Raw genomic sequence first — 18790 nt, 5'->3', positions numbered from 1 at the left:
CAAGAGTTGATGAAAGTTTGAGAAGAAAGGGGATACAAACAATTCTTGACTTGTGAAAACAGGCATGATTTAGGATAAAATATTCCAGCGTCCTTCTTGCCAGCTCTTTTGAAAAGTAGTATAATTATTGCATGCGCAATCATCTTGTGATGCAGAGACTGTCCGTGAATGGACATTCTTCTATGTTATAACTCTAAAAAGAAAGGAGATACTATGACCTATTTGGAAAAATGGTTTGACTTCAATCGTCGTCAGAAAGAAATTGAAAGTCTCTTGGAAGAGACTATTGCCCAGCAGAGCGAGCAAAGTCTGACCTTGAAAGAGTTCTACCTGCTCTACTATCTGGACTTGGCTCAAGAAAAATCTCTACGCCAGATTGACCTGCCAGATAAACTTCATCTGAGCCCGAGCGCTGTTTCTCGGATGGTGGCTCGCTTGGAAGCCAAAAATTGCGGTCTACTTAGTCGCAGGTGTTGTGATCAAGATAGACGCTCTAGCTTTATCTGCCTGACAAGTGATGGACAAAATACACTGACCACACTACAAAAGGCTGTCGAAGCAAGCTTGGAAACTGGTTTGGATTTCTTGATTTAAGATGATTTTAGAAAAAAAGTTGCGTGCGCAATCATTTTTCTTGACATTCTCTTTTACAAGGAGTAAAATAAAATCATCATTAAACAAAGGAGTTTTAAACATGATTGAAATTACCTATCTAGATGCCAGCAAGAACGAAAGAACTGTAACTTTCGAATCTTATGAAGACTTTGATCGTTCACAACAAGCTTGCCTTATCGGCGTCGCAGACTACTACCCTGTCCAAAAATTGACTTATAACGGTCATGATTTGGACTACCATGGGACTTATGGAGATGTCTTCTTCTATCTCATGAAACAAGATTTAAGCCAATATAACTAAAAAGGAGAAATACAATGGCAAAAGCAATTACAGATGCAACATTCGAACAAGAAACAAAAGACGGTTTGGTCTTGGTAGACTTCTGGGCAACTTGGTGTGGTCCATGTCGTATGCAAGGTCCAATCTTGGATAAATTGTCTGAAGAACTTTCAGAAGATGTCTTGAAAATCGTTAAAATGGACGTTGATGAAAACCCAAACACAGCTCGTGCTTTTGGAATCATGTCTATCCCAACTCTTCTCTTCAAAAAAGACGGCCAAGTTGTCAAACAAGTTGCTGGTGTTCACACAGCAGAACAAATCAAGGCCATCGTTGCTGAATTGAGCTAATCACATTAGAGACCAATTACTTTCTTTGGTCTCTTTTTTCTTGCCCTTTGCCATTTTTCAAAAAATATGCTAAACTGTAGGTAGAATATTACGATGTTTGGGACATGCCATCGCTAAAAAAAACCTCTACTTGGTATTTTTTAGCTCCCTCAAGGGAGCTTTTTGCGTGCTCTGAACATTTCCCATTTTGGAAGGAGTACTATGAAACATCAATCAGCCTTGGTCGTCTTTAGCGGCGGTCAAGATTCTACAACCTGCCTCTTTTGGGCTAAAGAACACTATGAAACGGTCGAAGCCGTTACCTTTGCCTACGGTCAACGCCATCATCTCGAAATTCAAGTTGCTAGAGAAATCGCTAAGGAACAGGGGATTCGTCATCATATCCTAGATATGTCTCTGCTGGGGCAAATCACTGAAAATGCCCTGACCTCTGATATGGAGATTGAGCAAAAAGAGGGGGAGGTTCCCAATACCTTCGTTGATGGTCGCAACCACCTCTTTCTATCCTTTGCGGCAGTTCTTGCTAAGCAACGTGGCATTAAAGATATCGTGACAGGTGTCTGCGAGACAGACTTCTCAGGCTACCCCGATTGTCGAGATGTCTTTGTCAAATCCCTTAATGTTACCCTCAACCTTGCCATGGATTACGACTTTGTTATCCAAACACCTCTCATGTGGCTAGACAAGGCTGAAACTTGGGAATTAGCCGACCAACTCGGTGCCTTTGACTATGTTCGTGAAAAGACCTTAACCTGCTACAACGGGATTATTGGAAGTGGCTGTGGAAATTGTCCAGCCTGCCATCTACGTCAACATGGGTTAGATGTTTATCTCTCACAGAAAGGAGAGGCCTAATGTTTTTTGCACCCAAAGAAATCAAACAGGAAACCGGGGAGTCTCTTGTCTACAATCCTCACAGAACCTTGGTATCAAAAGAATTTACCTTTGACGCTGCCCACCACCTCTTTCACTATGAGGGAAAATGCAAATCCCTGCATGGTCACACCTATCATTTGCAGATTGCTGTCAGTGGATTTTTAGATGAACGTGGCATGACCTACGATTTCGGAGATATCAAAGCGATCTACAAGAACTACTTAGAGCCCCACTTAGATCATCGCTATCTCAATGAAACCCTGCCCTATATGAATACAACCGCTGAAAATATGGTTTACTGGATTTTCCAAACCATGAATCAAGAGTTACCAGATGAACGAGGTCTTCGTTTAGAATACGTTCGCCTCTATGAAACTCCTACTGCCTTTGCAGAGTTTAGACGGGAGTGGTTAGATGACTAGGGAACGTGTCCTCAAACTACCAGTTTTGGAAATTTTTGGTCCTACCTTTCAAGGTGAAGGCCGTGCTATTGGGCAGAAAACCATGTTTGTCCGCACTGCTGGTTGCGACTACCACTGCGACTGGTGCGACTCTGCCTTTACTTGGGATGGTTCTGAAAAGCCAACTCGTATGACAGCTGACGAAGTCATTGCTGCCTTGGATAAATTAGGGAGCTACGACTACGTCACCCTATCTGGGGGAAATCCTGCTATCCTAGCAGCCAACATGGCTGAGCTAGTAACCAAGCTCAAGGAACGTGGTGTCACTCTGGCTGTTGAGACCCAAGGCTCCCGCTGGCAAAATTGGTTAAAAGACATCGACCAGGTCACTCTAAGTCCCAAACCTCCTTCATCCAAGATGGAAGTCAACTTTGAGACCCTGGACTTTATCGTTTCCCAACTTGATCCAGACAAGGTCACCTTTAAAATCCCTGTCTTTGATGATGCGGATTTGGCCTTTGCTAAAGTCATTCAAGAGCGCTACCAACCAGATGTTCTCTTCTTATCAGCTGGAAATCCTGAGCCAAAAGCTACAGGTAATATTGTCCAAGACCAACTGGACCGCCTCAAAGAACTCTGGGAACGTGTCGCTACTGACGATAGCTGGGGCAATGTCCGCGTCCTTCCTCAACTACATACCCTCCTCTACGACAACCAACGCGGTGTTTAAGATTAGAAAGAAAAAATCATGTCACAACAAGAAGAATTGAAAAACCTAAGCCTACTAGGCAACAAAGAAACCAACTACATTTTCGAATATCAACCAGAGGTCCTCGAATCCTTTGACAATCGTCATGTGGAAAATGACTATTTCATCAAATTCAACTGCCCTGAATTCACCTCACTTTGTCCGATCACTGCTCAGCCAGACTTTGCGACCATTTATATTTCCTACATCCCTGACAAGCTCTGTGTCGAGTCAAAATCCCTCAAACTCTACCTCTTTAGCTACCGAAACCACGGAGATTTCCACGAAAACTGTATCAACACCATCGGGAAAGACTTGGTCAACTTGCTAGACCCTCGCTATTTAGAAGTCTGGGGAAAATTCACTCCGCGCGGTGGCATCTCAATTGACCCCTACTACAACTACGGTAAGCCTGGAACTAAGTATGATGGCTTGGCAGAACAACGCCTCTTCCAACACGACCTTTATCCAGAGAAAATTGACAACCGTTAAACTCATACTCAATGAAAATCAAAGAGCAAACTAGGAAGCTAGCCGCAGGTTGCTCAAAACATGGTTTTGAGGTTACAGATAAAACTGACGAAGTCAGTCACATATATAATCCAAGGTGAAGCTGACGTGGTTTGAAAAGATTTTCGAAAAGTATAATACGAAAAAGCCCTGTTCCTCAAGATGAGGAGCAAGGCTTTTTGAGTTTCAATTATTCTTCTGTTCCAAGGAAGTTTCTTGCAACAAGGGCTGCAAGAACTCCACCAACGATTGGTGCAAGGATGAAAATCCAAACTTGTTGAAGGGCTGCACCACCTACCAAAACAGCTGGTGCCAAGCTACGAGCTGGGTTAACTGAAAGTCCAGTAATGTTCAATCCAACAAGGATCATGGCCATCAAGGACAAACCGATTACCAAACCAGCAATCGCTCCATTTCCCTTGCTTTCTGAAGTCACAGTCATGATAACCAAGACAAACAAGAAAGTTGCGATGACTTCAAACAAGAATCCACCAAAGACAGTAACACCGTTTGCCAAGGCATTTTCACCAAGGCTAGCAGTTGACATACCTGAGTTCGCCAAGAGGAAGAAGACAGCGCCAGAAGCGATGAAAGCTCCAACAACTTGCCCAAGGATGTAGTTTACAAGTTCTGAAGATGACAAGCGTTTGTTTACAAACATAGCAATTGAAACAGCTGGGTTCAAGTGAGCACCTGAAACAGTTCCGATTGAGTAAGCAGCGACTACGATTGCCAGACCAAAGGCAAAAGCGATTCCAAGGTGACCTAGGCCATTAAGACCATTTCCAAAAACAACAGCTCCTGTCCCAATGAACACAAGCATGAAAGTACCGATTAATTCAGCAACAAATTTTTTCATTATCTTTCTCCTTTTTTCAAAAACTAGATACTAGTCTATCAAAAGAGGGAAAGGGTTTCAAGAAAATTGATTGGAAATTTTCAGGATAAAATTCTATAAAAACGGTAGTGTTTATTTGAAACATTTTTTCTAAAGGTATATAATGTCAATATAGTTCTAATAAGTTATTTATTCCCTAATTTGAACTAATTTTTACAACTTTTCTGTTCTTTTATGAACGTTTGAATGGTATCGTAGATACCAAGGAGGAATCATATGTCTAAAGTTGCTATTGTCACAGGTGCAGGTCAAGGAATCGGTTTTGCAATCGCAAAACGATTGGTTCAAGATGGCTTTAAGGTAGGAGTCTTAGACTACAATCCAGAAACAGCTGAAAAAGCTGTTGCCGAATTATCAGCTGAAAATGCCTTTGCTGTCGTGGCCGATGTTTCGAAACAGGCAGAAGTTGCACAAGCATTTCAAAAGGTTGTTGACCATTTTGGTGATTTAAATGTTGTCGTAAATAACGCTGGTGTTGCTCCAACTACTCCTCTTGATACAATTACTGAGGAACAATTTACACGTACTTTCGGTATCAACGTTGGTGGTGTCATTTGGGGTTCACAAGCTGCACAAGCACAATTTAAAGCACTTGGCCACGGAGGTAAAATTATCAACGCAACCTCTCAAGCCGGTGTAGTGGGCAATCCAAATCTAACTGTTTATGGTGGAACAAAATTTGCTGTTCGAGGAATTACGCAAACATTAGCACGTGATTTAGCTGACTCGGGCATCACTGTTAACGCCTACGCACCAGGTATTGTGAAAACACCAATGATGTACGATATCGCTCATGAAGTTGGTAAAAATGCAGGAAAAGATGACGAATGGGGTATGCAGACATTTGCAAAAGATATTACTCTAAAACGTCTATCTGAACCAGAAGATGTGGCTGCTGCTGTCAGCTTCCTTGCAGGACCAGATTCAAACTACATTACAGGACAAACCATTATCGTTGATGGTGGTATGCAATTCCATTAAGATACACAAAAAGAGGTTGGAAAATGATTCAACCTCTTTTATTAGTTCTCATTATTAGTTAGGAGGATACTTACTCAATACCTTTACATTTCTCAATAAGCTGTCCTTAAATGACTTAATATTAAATTCTCAATTAAATACAATCTGATAGAAAATGAAGTAAATAACTATCAATACCAGGTCTACAGCAAGTTCAAATTTAACATCACGACCTTCAACGGCGTGTTTGAAAATAGCTACAGCTAAAACAAATAGAATGACGCTTAACAAGCTCATAAACATCATTCTAGAACAACCTCTCTATTCCCCTTACTCTCCCAACTGGGCACTGTAGGCTATGATCTGGTCAACTGTGTCTGACAAGAATTGGATGGTATCACGGAGTGGTTTATCTGTAGAGATATCTGCTCCGATAATCATAGCTGACTCAAGTGGTGTCTTGCTACCACCGGATTTGAGAAGATTGAGCCAGTCTTCAGCTCCAGTTTCTGAATTTTTTAGATGAAGGTAACCAGCAGTCGAGATGACTAGTCCCGCTGAGTAAGTGTAGCTATACAAGCCCATGTAATAGTGAGCTTGGCGCATCCAAGTCAAAGCTGCAACATCGTCAATTTCAATGGCATCTCCCCAGAAATCCGTCAAGACTTCCTTCATGATGCTGTTGAGTTTGCTTGCTCCGAAAGTTTCTCCTTCTTCAATCAATGTATACACTTTACGCTGGAAGGCTGCTTCCAAAAGGTGGGTAATAAAGTTATGGAAGTAGGTGTCTGTTAAGCGGTGAGCCAGAGCAAAGCGTTTTTGACGTGGGTCATCAGACTGGTGCTCCAAGTAATCACTTAAAAGCAATTCATTGAAGGTTGATGGTGCTTCGACATAGTAAGTCGACATGTGGGCGTTGAAGTAACTTTGGTGATTATCTGAAAAGATAAATTGACCAGAATGACCGATTTCATGAATCAAGGTATAGACATCACTCAAACGACCTGTCCAGCTCATGAGGACATAAGGGTGTACACGATATGGATCCGCCGCATATCCGCCAGAATCCTTGCCACTATTAGCAGCAAAGTCCACCCAGCGCTCTTCTTGATAGCGAGCAACTTCCTGACAATATTCTTGCCCCAAAGGTTCTACTGACTTCATGACCAAATCATAGGCATCATCAATAGTCACTTCTGGATTCAGGGCGCTATCCAAGTCCAATTTCCAGTCTGCAAAGGTCATCTTTTCAAGACCATTGACCTTGGCAACATGCTTGAGGTATCTCTGAGCAACTGGCGCAAAATCCTTCATGATAAGGTCAATCTGGCGATCAAACATGGCACGGTTCACTTCTTGTTCAGCCAAAAGATAATCAAAGACTGAATCGTAGCCCTTCATATCTGCCAAGAGTTTTTCAGACTTAACCTGAGCTAAGTAGGCTGCCGCAGCTGTATTTTGGTGCTTACGAAGTCCTTCTGAGAAGGAACGGAAAGATTTCTCACGAACCTCAGCATCCTCGTGATTTTGGTAGAAATTCTCATAGGTCACAAAGCTGTTTTTGTAGGTCTTGCGATGGGCTTCAAAGTCAGCCATTTCAAAATCCCCAGCACGCATCTTAGTGTAAATATCCTGCGGACTGTAGAAAACTTCACCGAGATTGGTCAAGGCCTTCTCCACATCAGCCCCAAGATAGTGGGCTTTTTTGATTTTTGCCTGACGAATGGCCACCGTCAAATGAGGTAATTCACCCAAACGATCCAAGACTTCCTCATCAGCTTCCACCAAGGCATCGTCAAAGAAGGTCAAGGCTACACTAGCATCTGTTTCAAATTCCATCCCAGCTTGGGCAATGTTGGCAAATTCGTCATTGCTATAGTCTGTCGTCTGAGGCATAAAGCCATAGTTACCAATATGGCTCATCTGAATGTAGATTTGCTCCAGTTCCGCAAAAGCCTTTTCAAAATCCTCAAAAGTATGAAGATTGCCCTTGTAATCACGGCTAAATTGGTTAATATCTTCGCGAGCTTTCTCGATTGCACGCAAGAAATCCTCACGGTCTTGGTATAGGGCTGTTAAATCCCAAAGTTCCTTCTCTGGAAATTCTGAGCGGTGTTTTTGTTCCATTTTCTTCCTCTTATTTCTCTAATTCTAATAAAACACTAAGGGCTGATAAGGCGTAAAGTGGCGCTGTTTCTGCTCGCAAAATACGAGGACCAAGTCCTGCTATGACTGCTCCCTTAGCTTCAAAATTTTCGATTTCTGCAGGTGAGAGACCACCTTCTGGTCCAAAGATAAAGAGCAGTTTGGCTCCTTTTTCAAGACCAGAGACTGCTTGTAAGAGCGCAGCGGCTTCTCCTTCTTTAGCAGACTCTTCATAAGCTACTATGATAGAGTCAAACTGGTCCAACTGAGCTAGAAAATCGGTTTTTTTCTCGAAAAGCTGAATACTTGGGGCCAGATTACGCTTGCTTTGTTCTGCCGCTCCAAGGGCAATTTTTTCTAGTTTTTCGGCCTTTTTACCCAATTTTTTGCCATCCCATTTGGCGACTGACCAGTCTGCAGGAAAGGCCCAAATCTGGCTGGCACCCAGTTCGGTTACTTTTTGAGTGATAAACTCCAGCTTGTCTCCCTTAGGAAATCCAGATGCGATAGTCACTTGGATTGGTAGTTCTACATTGTCAGTTAATTCTTGGACCAACTCAAACTGACGATTTTCCACATCTAGCACGCGCGCCAAGCGCTTAATGCCATCATCAAAGACTAAGGTCACCTCATCCTCTTCTTTTAAGCGCATAACCTGAAACATATGCTTGCTGGTTTCCTTGTCCTCAATGGTCACAGGAGAGATTGCACTACCTTTGACAAAATACTGCTGCATGCTAGCCTCCAATCACACCTGAAATATCCTTAGTCTTCTTAAAGACACAGGCATTCCATTCCCCTTGAATCATGTGGGTTTCAAGGAAAAATCCAGCTGACTCAGCCGACTCGCGCACCATGTCCCACTTGTCCTTGATAATCCCACTCATGATGAGGTAGCCTTCATCCTTGACCAAGCGATAGGCATCCTCCGTCAGATGAATGAGGATATCCGCCAAGATATTAGCCACGATGACATCTGCCTCAATCTCAACACCCTTAAGCAAATCACCAGCAGCTACATGGATATTTTCCATGCCAGGGTTGAGCTCAATATTTTCCTGAGCAACACGAACCGCCACATCATCCAGGTCATAAGCGAAAATTTCCTTGGCACCCAGAAGCGAGCTGGCAATAGAAAGAACTCCTGAACCAGTCCCCACATCCAGCACCGTTTCGCCACCACGAAGAACCTGCTCCAAGGCAAAAAGGCTCATCTTAGTCGTTGGATGCGTCCCAGTACCAAAAGCCATGCCAGGATCCAGCTTGATAATCTTTTCTCCAGCAGTCGCCTCATAGTCTGTCCAAGACGGCACGATGGTCAAGTCATGAGTGATGCGAGCAGGTTCATAATATTTCTTCCAGTTGTCTGCCCAGTCTTCCTCAGCCAAGGCAGTCGTCCCCATCTTGACTTCACCCAAATCCATAAAATCTGTCAATTCTGCTAGACGAGCCTGCAAATCTGACTCAACCGTTGCTACATCAACCGTATCAGGGTAATAGGCTGTCACTACGATTTCTTCTTGCTGCTCGACCTCTGGGAAAATTTCGCCAAAACGGTCCACATTCCCCACATAGTCCATGCTGTCTTCAATCGCAACACCTTGTGCTCCCAACTCAATCAAGAGATTAGAGACCAACTCCTCTCCCTCACGCTTCACTGTAACTTTTAACTCTTGCCATGTTTCCATTTTATATTGTGCTTACCTTTCCATCAGGTTAAAAATAGTCTTTCCAATAACAACAATAAGATTATCTCTTAATTTCTTCTCTAACTCTAAATCAATACCACTATTCTGTATGAATTTATCTTCTACATTTCTATATAAGCGTTTCACCCTAGTGGGATTTCCTGGATCAAAATTAGGGACATAATGATAAATTATGACAGGAACAGAACTGCTGATTGATCTTTCAGCAATCTGACTCCAGATATACTTATCAGTCTCTCCCAAAGAAACCCCATAAAGAATAATAATATCAGAATTTTTAATAATATCACTATTTTTCACATCCATATTTTCTCTATAGTTCTTCAAAACTAAGTTTTTTACGAGGGATTCTTTTTGTTCTTCTTCAAAACTATTTGAAATTTGTGTTTCATCGCTAACTCCTAAAACAGTACAGATATCTACTGTCCCATGTGCATGAATCGGAGATTTAATATGAAAATTATAATCATTAGTTCTTAATTTGTTTACAAAAGATTTTCCAGATCTATCGTATAATCTATCTAACACATTTGTATAGTTAAGGGTTAATATATTCACGATGTCGTGTTGATATAGATTTTCTTTAAATTTTTTATCGATAGTAAATTGATTTAATACAGGGAGAGAATTTTTCAAATCATTTAGAGTACTTTCAAAGTCAATTACAATACCTTCCTCAAGATTTTGCTCTTGTTGTAATCGTAGATATTCTCTTAAATCGTCAACTACCTCACTAAAATCGTCTATAAACTTCTCCTTCATTTCTATATTTGAGGAGATGAAGTCGTGATCTTTTGTTAATTGGCCTATTGAATATTCAAAATCTGACCAATTTTCATAATTATTTTCTTTATCAGAGAATAGAGATTCATAAATTAAATTTGAATATTTTTCCTCGTTCTCTTTCCTACTTATGTAAGCCTTATTTTGAAATTCATAGAAATCCTTGTATTTTGTTTTTAAACCATATTGTAAATCTAAACCATTTCCGACGATATAAGTAATATTCATATCTTTGCCCTCTTATGTTCCTAAGATCTAGAATAAGGATAAAATATCCACTATTCAAATTCAATTTCTTCATTTAAACTATTAAAGAGGTCTACTTGAGCTTCTACCTGCAATCTATTAACTAGCCAACCTCGTAATTCGGCTTGTTGAATAAAATCTTCGATTCTATTGACACCATTCAACTCCTTTAGAGTAACAACTACTCCAAAACGAATACCATAACCATCACCATTTTTTAACCGTTCAATTGTTTTTACACTCATTCCCCATTGAGGATTAGAAGGATTCAGAATCGGCTTAGCTTTTTTACGAGAAGAAAATTTTTCTCCTAAATGTTTGACATTATCCCATTTCCTAAAAACATTTCGTGCCGACTTTTCTCTCACATATCCTGGTGCATTTTCAGAATATTGATTGTCGTTATTAATTGTTTTAATGCCTTTCTTATCTAAAACTCCCAAACTAAGTTGCATTTCCGTATTAGTATAGTCAACTCCTTGATTTCTAGAACACTTTGGAAAATAGCACATAGTGGCCTTTGCTACATATGGATAGTGTTCTTTAGAAATTGGAACTGGGAAATCATAATTATAAGTTTCATATGCTCTAGAAACATCTGAGACTATAAATTTAATTTCATCATCAGGTGTAGACAAAATATCTTCTATTTTGATTGGCACAACCCCATATCCAAGTAAAGAAATGTCTGCGAATGTTTTTTTATCATTCCATGGTATCGCTGAATCAATTAATAAAGCCTTTGCTTCTTCACGACTTAATCCCATAATATGAATGAGGTAAGCCATTTTTCTAGCAATAAATGGAGCCGCAAAACTGGTCCCAGCTACTCGAGCCAGCCCTAGTGGTTCACAAACATTTATGAAGTCTCCGTTCCCCCCGCCATAGTATGAAACATCAGGTTTGATAAAGAAAGACAGGACAACTCCTTCGCGTGAATAAGAAACGACTTGATTGCTAAAATCAACAGAATTTACAATAATTGAATTGAGTGAATCTGCTGGTGCTCCAATCTTTTTTCGTTGTCCATCAGGGGCAATCCCATTAGTGCCTGCAATAATAAAAATTACATCGTTATCAAATTGAATCTCGTCTAACAACGAACCCTCGACAGAAATAAAGTTTTCCCTAATTTCATCATTTGATCCAAGCGAAAGATTCCAAACCTTAATATCAGGATTTTGAGATACAATTTCTCTAATCTGTTTGATAATTGTGAAGGAGTTGAAACCACTCTGTAAAGATATCCCAAAATGTCTGACTCTAAATCTTCCACATCCGTCATCTAGTTTTGGATTCAAACTAGCTCCATCTACTATTACCGAGGAAACTGCTGTACCGTGCTTATAGTCTTGACTTCCTTTGCTAATATCTGGTGAAATTAAATCATGATACTCTACCCACTCATTGAAATAAACTCTATCATCAAACAACGTATCGATGACACCAATAATAGGTTCATTAGTTGGAAAAGGGAGATTATTATAAAAAGTGTTCCCATCATTATAAAAATTCTCTGGTGACAGGCTAGAAAAATCTTCTACTATCATTGATACTAGATAAGGTGCTTTTAGCAGTAGTAACTCAATATTTTTTTCGTCAAGTAAAACAGTTGTCTGGTCCATGATGTTAGCTTCTGAAACATCAATATCAAGTTGTTTAAGTAATATTAAGAGATTAGTTTTTACATCGTAGATTGTTACAATAGAATTACGTATAGTAGACATATCTGCCTGTTCAATACCAAATCCTTTGACAAAGCAAGCGTCTCTTAAGTATTGTTTGAATTTTGATTTCGACAGACCATACTTAGAATAATCAATTTGATTAAATTTTGAAGAGTCGGAGAACACCATACTCGTCATGGGAGCACTAGTAAAATAATCTTTGAATATTGTTATAACTTTTTTAGTATGCTCAATTGTCTTATCTAACACTTCCTTTGAAATGTAGTGTGTAATAATATGCTTACTCTTATCATTACTAAATTTTGCACCCACAATCGTTTCATTTGGAATTGCATTTCCGCCACCCACATTAAAAAAACCATCGATACGATTGCTCTTAGCTAGGACACGATTATAATACACACTGACAAGTACTCCATCAATGATTGTGTTATTAGACCAATATTCTTTTACTCGTTCAAGGGATGTATAAAGTTCATTTAAATGGTTTAGCGTAACAATAGAATCTGCGGGAATCGTTATCGATCCTCTCCCCTTTGCTGACTTTGGTGTAAAACTTTTACCTCGTAATGTCAATAATGTATTCATTTTAATCCTCGCTTAACTCTCGTGATACACTACTCTTAGAAACACCTGTCAAAATCTCAATTTCTCTAACAGTAAAACCTAGCTTCGATAATTTAGAAATAGATAAATTTCTACCATTATGTAAACTTCTGAGCAGGCGTTTTTGGTAATCATGCGGATCTGATGGATCACTAAATGCCAATGACGTTCTTATTGCATTTCTCAAATCACCAGGATTCGGTATTACATTGGCACTATTGATAATTTTTTTAAATAATTTTAAATCTCTAGCTACATTCTTAAATTGCTTTAATAACTCATTTAAAATAATAGTAGCTACTTCTACTTTATCTTCATCAGTATAACGGTCAAAGTCAATTATGGCATCGAATCTTCTCGTAACTGCTTTATCAAGATTTTCAAAAAGATTTGTTGTTGCAATTAATACAATTTCTGGTGATAGCCTATCCAACTCCTTTAAAAAGGCAGAAGTCACTCGTCCCATTTCTCTTAAATCATTCTGATTAACCCTATCCAGTACTATGGAATCAATTTCATCAAATAGGATGATATAATTTTGCTTGAAAGGAAGATTATTGATTTCATTAAAAAGAGTTGCTAAGTTTTTGACTGTTTGCCCCAGCTTACTATCTACTAAGTGACTGAAATCTACTACAAGTAATTCCTTGCCAATAAGTCTAGCCACCTGCTTTACACTTTCAGTTTTTCCAGTACCTGGAGATCCCACAAATAAAAATTTATTTATTCCAATATGATGATTAACAGCGTTTATTATTCCTTTTAAATCATTCATAATTGAAAGAGGCAATGGGAGAGGACCAATATCTAGTTTAGCAGGAGTCAAATACTCACTAGGATTTTCTATTTGTGGCATGAATCTATCACTTTGAGACATTAACCCCATAATATATTGTGCTAATTGTGTATCACCATGTTTATTGAAGTTCCGAGCAATTGCTATAGATTGATTTCTAAATTCTGTCTCTCTGCCCTCATAATGATACTTTATTAAATCAAGAACATCCGATTTTTTCATGATTCATTCCTCCTTACACAAATAATACTATATTTTTGGGACAAAATCAATTATTTTGGGACAAAATAAAAAAGAATAACCTTGAAAGGATATTCTTGTAATGCAAAACTATATCAGATTTTCCCTGACACTCTTTCCACCACCGGGTAGTTCCCACATACTGGGCCAGGGAATGTTTGCCTTATCATCTCGTAAGATGGTCAAGAGCCTATCCCCACAAAACAAAGCAATCTTACAGCCTGTGAAATCAGATATTTCTAGTTTCATCTTCAGTTCCTTCTGACATTTCCTTTTCCAGCTCGGCTAACCAGTTTTGATAATAGCTTTTCTCATCCCGTAACATCCGGCTGCTATTCATTTTCTGTCTAGCAATCTTCATAACCTTGTGAGTTTGAACTACATCTTTCCTTACCTTAAATTGATACCAAGCTTGAATGATCTGTATATCTGCTGTTTTTAGAGATAAAAAGGATTTGACCCCTCGAATACTTGCATATTCTTCCGCTTTCTTATTATCTCCTTCCATCAGAGCAATTTGAAGAAGGTATAATTGACAAATAGTTTTAGACATTGGATTATCTGTTTTCTCTAGCACAGATTGAAACTGTTGCTTTGCAAGTTCTATATTATCATCCAATATGAATACCAACCCCTGAAGAGTTTGAATACTTTCTGCAAAACTCCCACTTGCATCCTCAGAAACAGGCATGGTAAAGTCTTTCAAATCGTACTCTTGAGGAGCCAGCAAAGTTTGAGCAGAATGCCTCAACACCATGTAGGCGTATTTGGTATTTTCAGGGTGTTGTAGCAATTCCCAGATTTTTGCTCCATCGGTGATGCCGACTGGCAAAGCGTTGTTTAGAAAGAAAGACAAATTAAGAAAAATCCAAGTACCAGCAAAATACCAGCTTTTTGTCAAAAATCCAAACACTATCGCCAATAATATCAAACTAAGATGAACCATCAATCCTCCTGAAAGCATCAGGATGATTCTTTGATCACTTTCATCTTCTTTCAATCCAACGTACTGAGCACCAACATTTTTCAGAACGGCTGTTCGACTAAAATAAAACCTGCCTGACTTTTTGGTCAAAAGGAAATGTCCTAATCCAAAAGCCACCAGCCGATAGCCTGTCAAGTAGCCACAAAAAGCATGACCCAGCTCATGAAGAATAAAGATTAAATACATACTTAGAAGAGCGAAGGTATAACCAAAAGTAAAGGCTAAAAATGCGGAATACCCCAACTCTGCAAATGCGATGGTTCCACAAGCAAAAGCTAGCATAATAAGGACAAAAGCTAGCACATAAACCAAATAAGTCCCAATTTTTTTCATAAAGTCACCAACCAACTCCTAGTACCTCGGATAAGGATAAAATTCTCCCTCTTCCAAGCCGACTTTTCCTTCTTCAAAGACTTCTTGGTTCCATTCCATGACGAATTCTTCTGCTTCTGAGTCTTCCAAAAAGTCCATAAGGGCATCTAGTCCAACCTCGGCAGTATCTTTGAGGAAAAGGGCAAAATAAGCTAAAAACTCACGAGAAAATCCTTTTTTAGGCAGGTAAGGGATGACAGTCAAATAATCTCCCTCATTAACTGTTGACTTAGCAGGATTGTAGAAAAGAACTGCTTCCTCAAAGAGGATATCGTCTGATGAAACCTCCCCGTCTTCATCCACCATCTCCACACCTGCAGCGTTTTGCGCTTCCAATAGAAAACTCACTTCAACCGCATGATTACGCTTGTCCCAACTAATCTCAAAGTCAAAGGGAAAATTCTTCTCCAACTCTTCCTCTAAAACATCTAAAAATCCATATGTTGCCATTTTGTCCTCTTTCTATGCGACTCTTAATCGCCCCGATTACTCGGAAATGTGCTAAAATAGATACTACCATCTTACCACATATACATCAGAAAATCCACGTTAGAAAGGACTGCTATGCCAGACAATCTCGCGCTTCGCATGCGCCCTAAAACCATCGACCAGGTCATCGGCCAGGAGCATCTGGTCGGACAAGGAAAAATCATCCGTCGCATGGTGGAAGCCAACCGCTTGTCTTCCATGATTCTATATGGACCTCCGGGAATCGGCAAGACCAGTATTGCCTCTGCCATCGCAGGGACGACCAAGTATGCCTTTCGAACTTTCAATGCGACAGTTGATAGTAAAAAACGACTGCAAGAAATCGCCGAAGAGGCGAAATTTTCTGGTGGCCTCGTCCTATTACTAGACGAAATCCATCGTCTTGACAAGACCAAGCAAGACTTTCTTCTTCCACTCTTGGAAAGTGGACTGGTCATCATGATTGGCGCTACGACTGAAAATCCTTTCTTTTCTGTCACTCCTGCCATTCGTAGCCGTGTTCAAATTTTTGAGTTGGAACCTCTGTCTAACCAAGACGTCAAAGAGGCCCTGCAGATAGCTCTAAGTAACCCTGAGCGTGGTTTTGATTTTCCAGTAGAACTAGATGAGGATGCGCTGGATTTCATTGCTACCTCTACAAACGGAGACCTTCGCTCTGCCTTCAACTCACTGGATTTGGCAGTTCTTTCTACCCCTGAGAATGACAAGGGCATTCGCCATATCACCCTAGACATCATGGAAAATAGCCTGCAGCGGAGCTACATTACCATGGATAAGGACGGAGATGGCCACTATGATGTTCTCTCAGCCCTGCAAAAGTCTATCCGTGGCTCAGATGTGGATGCTAGTCTTCACTATGCTGCCCGCTTGATTGAGGCTGGTGATTTGCCAAGTCTCGCTCGTCGTTTGACTGTTATCGCTTATGAAGATATCGGTTTGGCCAATCCTGAAGCCCAGATTCACACTGTGACTGCTCTGGATGCTGCACAAAGGATTGGTTTCCCAGAAGCCCGCATTCTCATTGCCAATGTCGTGATTGATTTGGCCCTTTCTCCAAAATCCAACTCAGCCTATGTAGCTATGGATAAGGCGCTTGCCGACCTCAAAACATCAGGGCACTTGCCTATTCCGCGACACCTGCGTGATGGGCACTACAGTGGAAGCAAGGAACTGGGGAATGCCCAAGACTATCTCTATCCACACAACTATCCTGGAAATTGGGTCAAGCAAGACTATCTACCAGAAAAAATCCGCAATCATCACTATTTCCAAGCAGAAGATACTGGTAAATATGAACGGGCTTTGGCTCAAAGAAAGGAAGCTATCGACCGTTTGCGAAAAATCTGAAATCCTTTTCAAAAAATTGCACTTTCCTCTTGATTTTTTTTGAAAAAGTGGTATTATATAAACATAGAAACGCTGTGGTGTACGACTTCACACTTAAGTGTTGACCGACTATTTTTTGTATTATTAGGGAAACAAAAGTCTTCTAACAGCATGTAGGCCGTCTCACACGGAAACAGCTTCAGTTAGAGCGAGTTGCCCACCTGCTTAATTGCGCGGGTTCAAACAAACCGTGAAGTTTCGGCACCAATACAGCTTTTTTCTTTGCCTCCTTAGCTCAGCTGGCAGAGCAGCGGACTCTTAATCCGTGGGTCACAGGTTCGATCCCTGTAGGGGGCATCTAAATACAACAGGAAAAGCCTTGATAACCAAGGCTTTTTTGCTTATCTATAACTGATTTGCCTCATCATTTGCCCCACTTTTAAATCTATCTTTTCTTTTTGAACCAAATTACATCTTAACAAATAGTGTAAAGCCAGTTACTTTTGCTTTGATGCCATACAATATTTTCATGTAGAGAAGACAAATTTTATCTTCTCTTTTTATTTTCAAAATAATAAAAACTGATTTTCTTTTCATAAATCAGACTGAAACTTCCAAATTTTCCATTTTGTTTATTGATATTTCCTCTAAAAAGGTGTATAATATTTTTATTATCAAACTATACTATACTATATAGGGGGTATTGAAATGAAATTTTCTAATCGTTTACTGCTATTCCTTGCAGGAGTTGTTTTTGTCCTTTTAGCACTCTTTCTATTTACAGACCCAGTAGCTAATCTTGTTGCTTACAGCTGGTGGATTGCATTTGGTTTACTGGTTGCTTCTATAGCAGCTATTTTAGGCTATTTCTCTGTACCAAAAGTGCTTCGCTCACCAGCTCATCTTTTCCAAGGGATTGTTAATCTTCTCTTGGCTCTTTACCTCGTTGCCTATGGCTTTGTGACGCTACCAGTTGTCATTCCAACTATTTTAGGAATTTGGTTAATTGTAGAAGCCATTATAGCTTTCTTTAAAGGCAATCGTCTGGGATTGATTTTCCCTATTATTGGCAACCATATCATGTGGATAGCGTTGCTTGCATTTTTACTAGGTCTAGTGATTTTGTTCAATCCAGTAGCTACAAGTGTCTTTGTCGTTTATGTCGTTGCCTTTGCATTTTTAATTGTTGGTTTCACCTATATCCTTGATGCCTTTCGTAAATAATCTAGCTGCCATTTTGGGCATATTAAAAAAGCTGGGAAGTTACATTCTCAGCTTTTTATTTGCCTTCTTAGATCAGTCGGTAGAGCAGTAGACTCTTAAGCTATGGGGCGCAGGTTCGAGCCTTGTAGGGGCATCTAAATCAACAGGAAAAATCCTTGGTTGCAAGGCTTTTTTTGACGTCCAATAGCTTTTTGTAGCAAAGTATTTAAAAATAAAAGAGAAGAGAATCTCTCACTCTCTTCTCAGTATATCTTATTAAATTTAGTTTTTCTTAATCTACCTGATTTTCCTTTGCGACGACAAATTCTTTAACCAGTCGATAGATAACAGCAAATACGGGGGTAAAGAATATCATTCCAAGTAGTCCGAAAAGATTCCCTCCAATACTAGCAGCCGCAAGTGTGAAAAGAGCTGGCAAACCAATAGACTGACCTACAACTTTTGGATAAATAAGGTTTCCTTCAATCAGCTGTATAACTTGATATAGAAGAAGAGAAAGTAAGGCTTGAGTAGGACTCACTGTGAAGATAAAAATCGCTCCCA

At 39.9% G+C, this 18790-nt stretch carries 21 protein-coding genes, 1 tRNA gene and 1 pseudogene; 11 read left to right on the top strand and 12 right to left on the bottom strand.

From position 1 onward, the window contains the following. Positions 1–213 precede the first annotated feature (213 nt). The 7 genes from PAN07_RS08870 to queF all read left to right on the top strand — a co-directional run bounded on the left by PAN07_RS08870 (position 214) and on the right by queF (position 3762). A complete protein-coding gene (locus tag PAN07_RS08870) occupies positions 214–594 on the top strand; it encodes a MarR family transcriptional regulator (protein ID WP_192855161.1) in 381 nt (126 codons plus the stop codon). Positions 595–694: 100 nt separating this feature from the next. Beyond that, entirely contained in the window at positions 695–916 is a 222-nt protein-coding gene (locus tag PAN07_RS08865) for a DUF4649 family protein (protein ID WP_000570256.1), read from the top strand. 14 nt (positions 917–930) lie between these two features. After that, positions 931–1245: a thioredoxin gene (gene trxA / locus PAN07_RS08860; protein WP_001029581.1), complete on the top strand. Its 315-nt coding sequence runs from the start codon at positions 931–933 to the stop codon at positions 1243–1245. Positions 1246–1446: 201 nt separating this feature from the next. Next, a complete protein-coding gene (queC, locus tag PAN07_RS08855; RefSeq protein WP_269797708.1) occupies positions 1447–2100 on the top strand; it encodes a 7-cyano-7-deazaguanine synthase QueC in 654 nt (217 codons plus the stop codon). Next, complete coding sequence (gene queD, locus PAN07_RS08850) at positions 2100–2543, top strand: 6-carboxytetrahydropterin synthase QueD (protein ID WP_000464573.1); 444 nt, start codon at positions 2100–2102, stop codon at positions 2541–2543. Before queC ends, queD begins: the two co-directional genes overlap by 1 nt. Then, the gene (gene queE / locus PAN07_RS08845; protein ID WP_049550633.1) at positions 2536–3252 is read left to right on the top strand and encodes a 7-carboxy-7-deazaguanine synthase QueE; all 717 of its coding nucleotides are present in this window, start codon (positions 2536–2538) and stop codon (positions 3250–3252) included. The genes queD and queE overlap by 8 nt, the downstream gene beginning before the upstream one ends. A gap of 18 nt (positions 3253–3270) precedes the next feature. Beyond that, complete coding sequence (gene queF / locus PAN07_RS08840) at positions 3271–3762, top strand: preQ(1) synthase (protein WP_049550634.1); 492 nt, start codon at positions 3271–3273, stop codon at positions 3760–3762. A 208-nt stretch (positions 3763–3970) separates the two neighbouring features. Here queF and PAN07_RS08835 read toward each other — a convergent pair whose 3' ends face one another. Further along, positions 3971–4639: an aquaporin gene (locus PAN07_RS08835; protein WP_269797707.1), complete on the bottom strand. Its 669-nt coding sequence runs from the start codon at positions 4637–4639 to the stop codon at positions 3971–3973. Positions 4640–4894: 255 nt separating this feature from the next. On the opposite strand from PAN07_RS08835, the gene PAN07_RS08830 reads away from it, so the two are divergent. Further along, positions 4895–5659 (top strand): (S)-acetoin forming diacetyl reductase, encoded by a 765-nt coding sequence (locus PAN07_RS08830; protein ID WP_000048147.1) that lies wholly within the window; start codon positions 4895–4897, stop codon positions 5657–5659. Positions 5660–5788: 129 nt separating this feature from the next. Here the strand turns inward: PAN07_RS08830 and PAN07_RS08825 are convergent, their stop codons facing one another. The 10 genes and pseudogenes from PAN07_RS08825 to PAN07_RS08785 all read right to left on the bottom strand — a co-directional run bounded on the left by PAN07_RS08825 (position 5789) and on the right by PAN07_RS08785 (position 15658). Continuing rightward, the gene (locus PAN07_RS08825) at positions 5789–5935 is read right to left on the bottom strand and encodes a hypothetical protein (protein ID WP_265471044.1); all 147 of its coding nucleotides are present in this window, start codon (positions 5933–5935) and stop codon (positions 5789–5791) included. 33 nt (positions 5936–5968) lie between these two features. Then, positions 5969–7765, bottom strand: coding sequence for an oligoendopeptidase F (gene pepF / locus PAN07_RS08820; protein WP_269797706.1), 1797 nt, complete (start codon positions 7763–7765; stop codon positions 5969–5971). Positions 7766–7775: 10 nt separating this feature from the next. Next, on the bottom strand, positions 7776–8519 hold the full coding sequence (locus PAN07_RS08815) for a 16S rRNA (uracil(1498)-N(3))-methyltransferase (protein ID WP_033684843.1): 744 nt from the start codon (positions 8517–8519) through the stop codon (positions 7776–7778). Position 8520: 1 nt separating this feature from the next. Continuing rightward, positions 8521–9471: a 50S ribosomal protein L11 methyltransferase gene (gene prmA / locus PAN07_RS08810; RefSeq protein WP_265465685.1), complete on the bottom strand. Its 951-nt coding sequence runs from the start codon at positions 9469–9471 to the stop codon at positions 8521–8523. Between the two features lie 12 nt (positions 9472–9483). Continuing rightward, positions 9484–10503 carry an AbiH family protein gene (locus tag PAN07_RS08805; protein WP_265472641.1) on the bottom strand — a complete coding sequence of 340 codons (1020 nt, stop codon included), beginning with the start codon at positions 10501–10503 and terminating at the stop codon, positions 9484–9486. A gap of 50 nt (positions 10504–10553) precedes the next feature. After that, positions 10554–12797: a S8 family peptidase gene (locus tag PAN07_RS08800; protein WP_265465562.1), complete on the bottom strand. Its 2244-nt coding sequence runs from the start codon at positions 12795–12797 to the stop codon at positions 10554–10556. Between the two features lies 1 nt (position 12798). Further along, positions 12799–13833, bottom strand: coding sequence for an ATP-binding protein (locus PAN07_RS08795; protein ID WP_138337876.1), 1035 nt, complete (start codon positions 13831–13833; stop codon positions 12799–12801). A 132-nt stretch (positions 13834–13965) separates the two neighbouring features. Continuing rightward, positions 13966–14100 (bottom strand): annotated as a pseudogene (locus tag PAN07_RS17450) (DNA mismatch repair protein MutT); the annotation flags it as partial. Beyond that, the gene (locus PAN07_RS08790) at positions 14081–15169 is read right to left on the bottom strand and encodes a M50 family metallopeptidase (RefSeq protein WP_265465495.1); all 1089 of its coding nucleotides are present in this window, start codon (positions 15167–15169) and stop codon (positions 14081–14083) included. The gene PAN07_RS08790 and the pseudogene PAN07_RS17450, both read right to left, overlap by 20 nt. An 18-nt stretch (positions 15170–15187) precedes the next feature. Further along, positions 15188–15658 (bottom strand): DUF3013 family protein, encoded by a 471-nt coding sequence (locus PAN07_RS08785; RefSeq protein ID WP_064276289.1) that lies wholly within the window; start codon positions 15656–15658, stop codon positions 15188–15190. A 114-nt stretch (positions 15659–15772) separates the two neighbouring features. On the opposite strand from PAN07_RS08785, the gene PAN07_RS08780 reads away from it, so the two are divergent. The 3 genes from PAN07_RS08780 (at position 15773) to PAN07_RS08770 (ending at position 18247) form a co-directional block, all read left to right on the top strand. Then, positions 15773–17044: a replication-associated recombination protein A gene (locus tag PAN07_RS08780; protein WP_033684837.1), complete on the top strand. Its 1272-nt coding sequence runs from the start codon at positions 15773–15775 to the stop codon at positions 17042–17044. A gap of 263 nt (positions 17045–17307) precedes the next feature. Continuing rightward, positions 17308–17380 (top strand) — tRNA-Lys (locus PAN07_RS08775). A 351-nt stretch (positions 17381–17731) separates the two neighbouring features. After that, complete coding sequence (locus tag PAN07_RS08770) at positions 17732–18247, top strand: DUF308 domain-containing protein (RefSeq protein ID WP_020900386.1); 516 nt, start codon at positions 17732–17734, stop codon at positions 18245–18247. A gap of 271 nt (positions 18248–18518) precedes the next feature. Here PAN07_RS08770 and PAN07_RS08765 read toward each other — a convergent pair. Further along, positions 18519–18790 (bottom strand): AI-2E family transporter (locus tag PAN07_RS08765; RefSeq protein WP_269797705.1); only part of this gene is annotated, 272 nt, incomplete at its 5' end.

This window comes from Streptococcus sp. SM5 (genome assembly GCF_027497975.1).
This window is presented reverse-complemented; position numbering and strand designations above follow the sequence as displayed.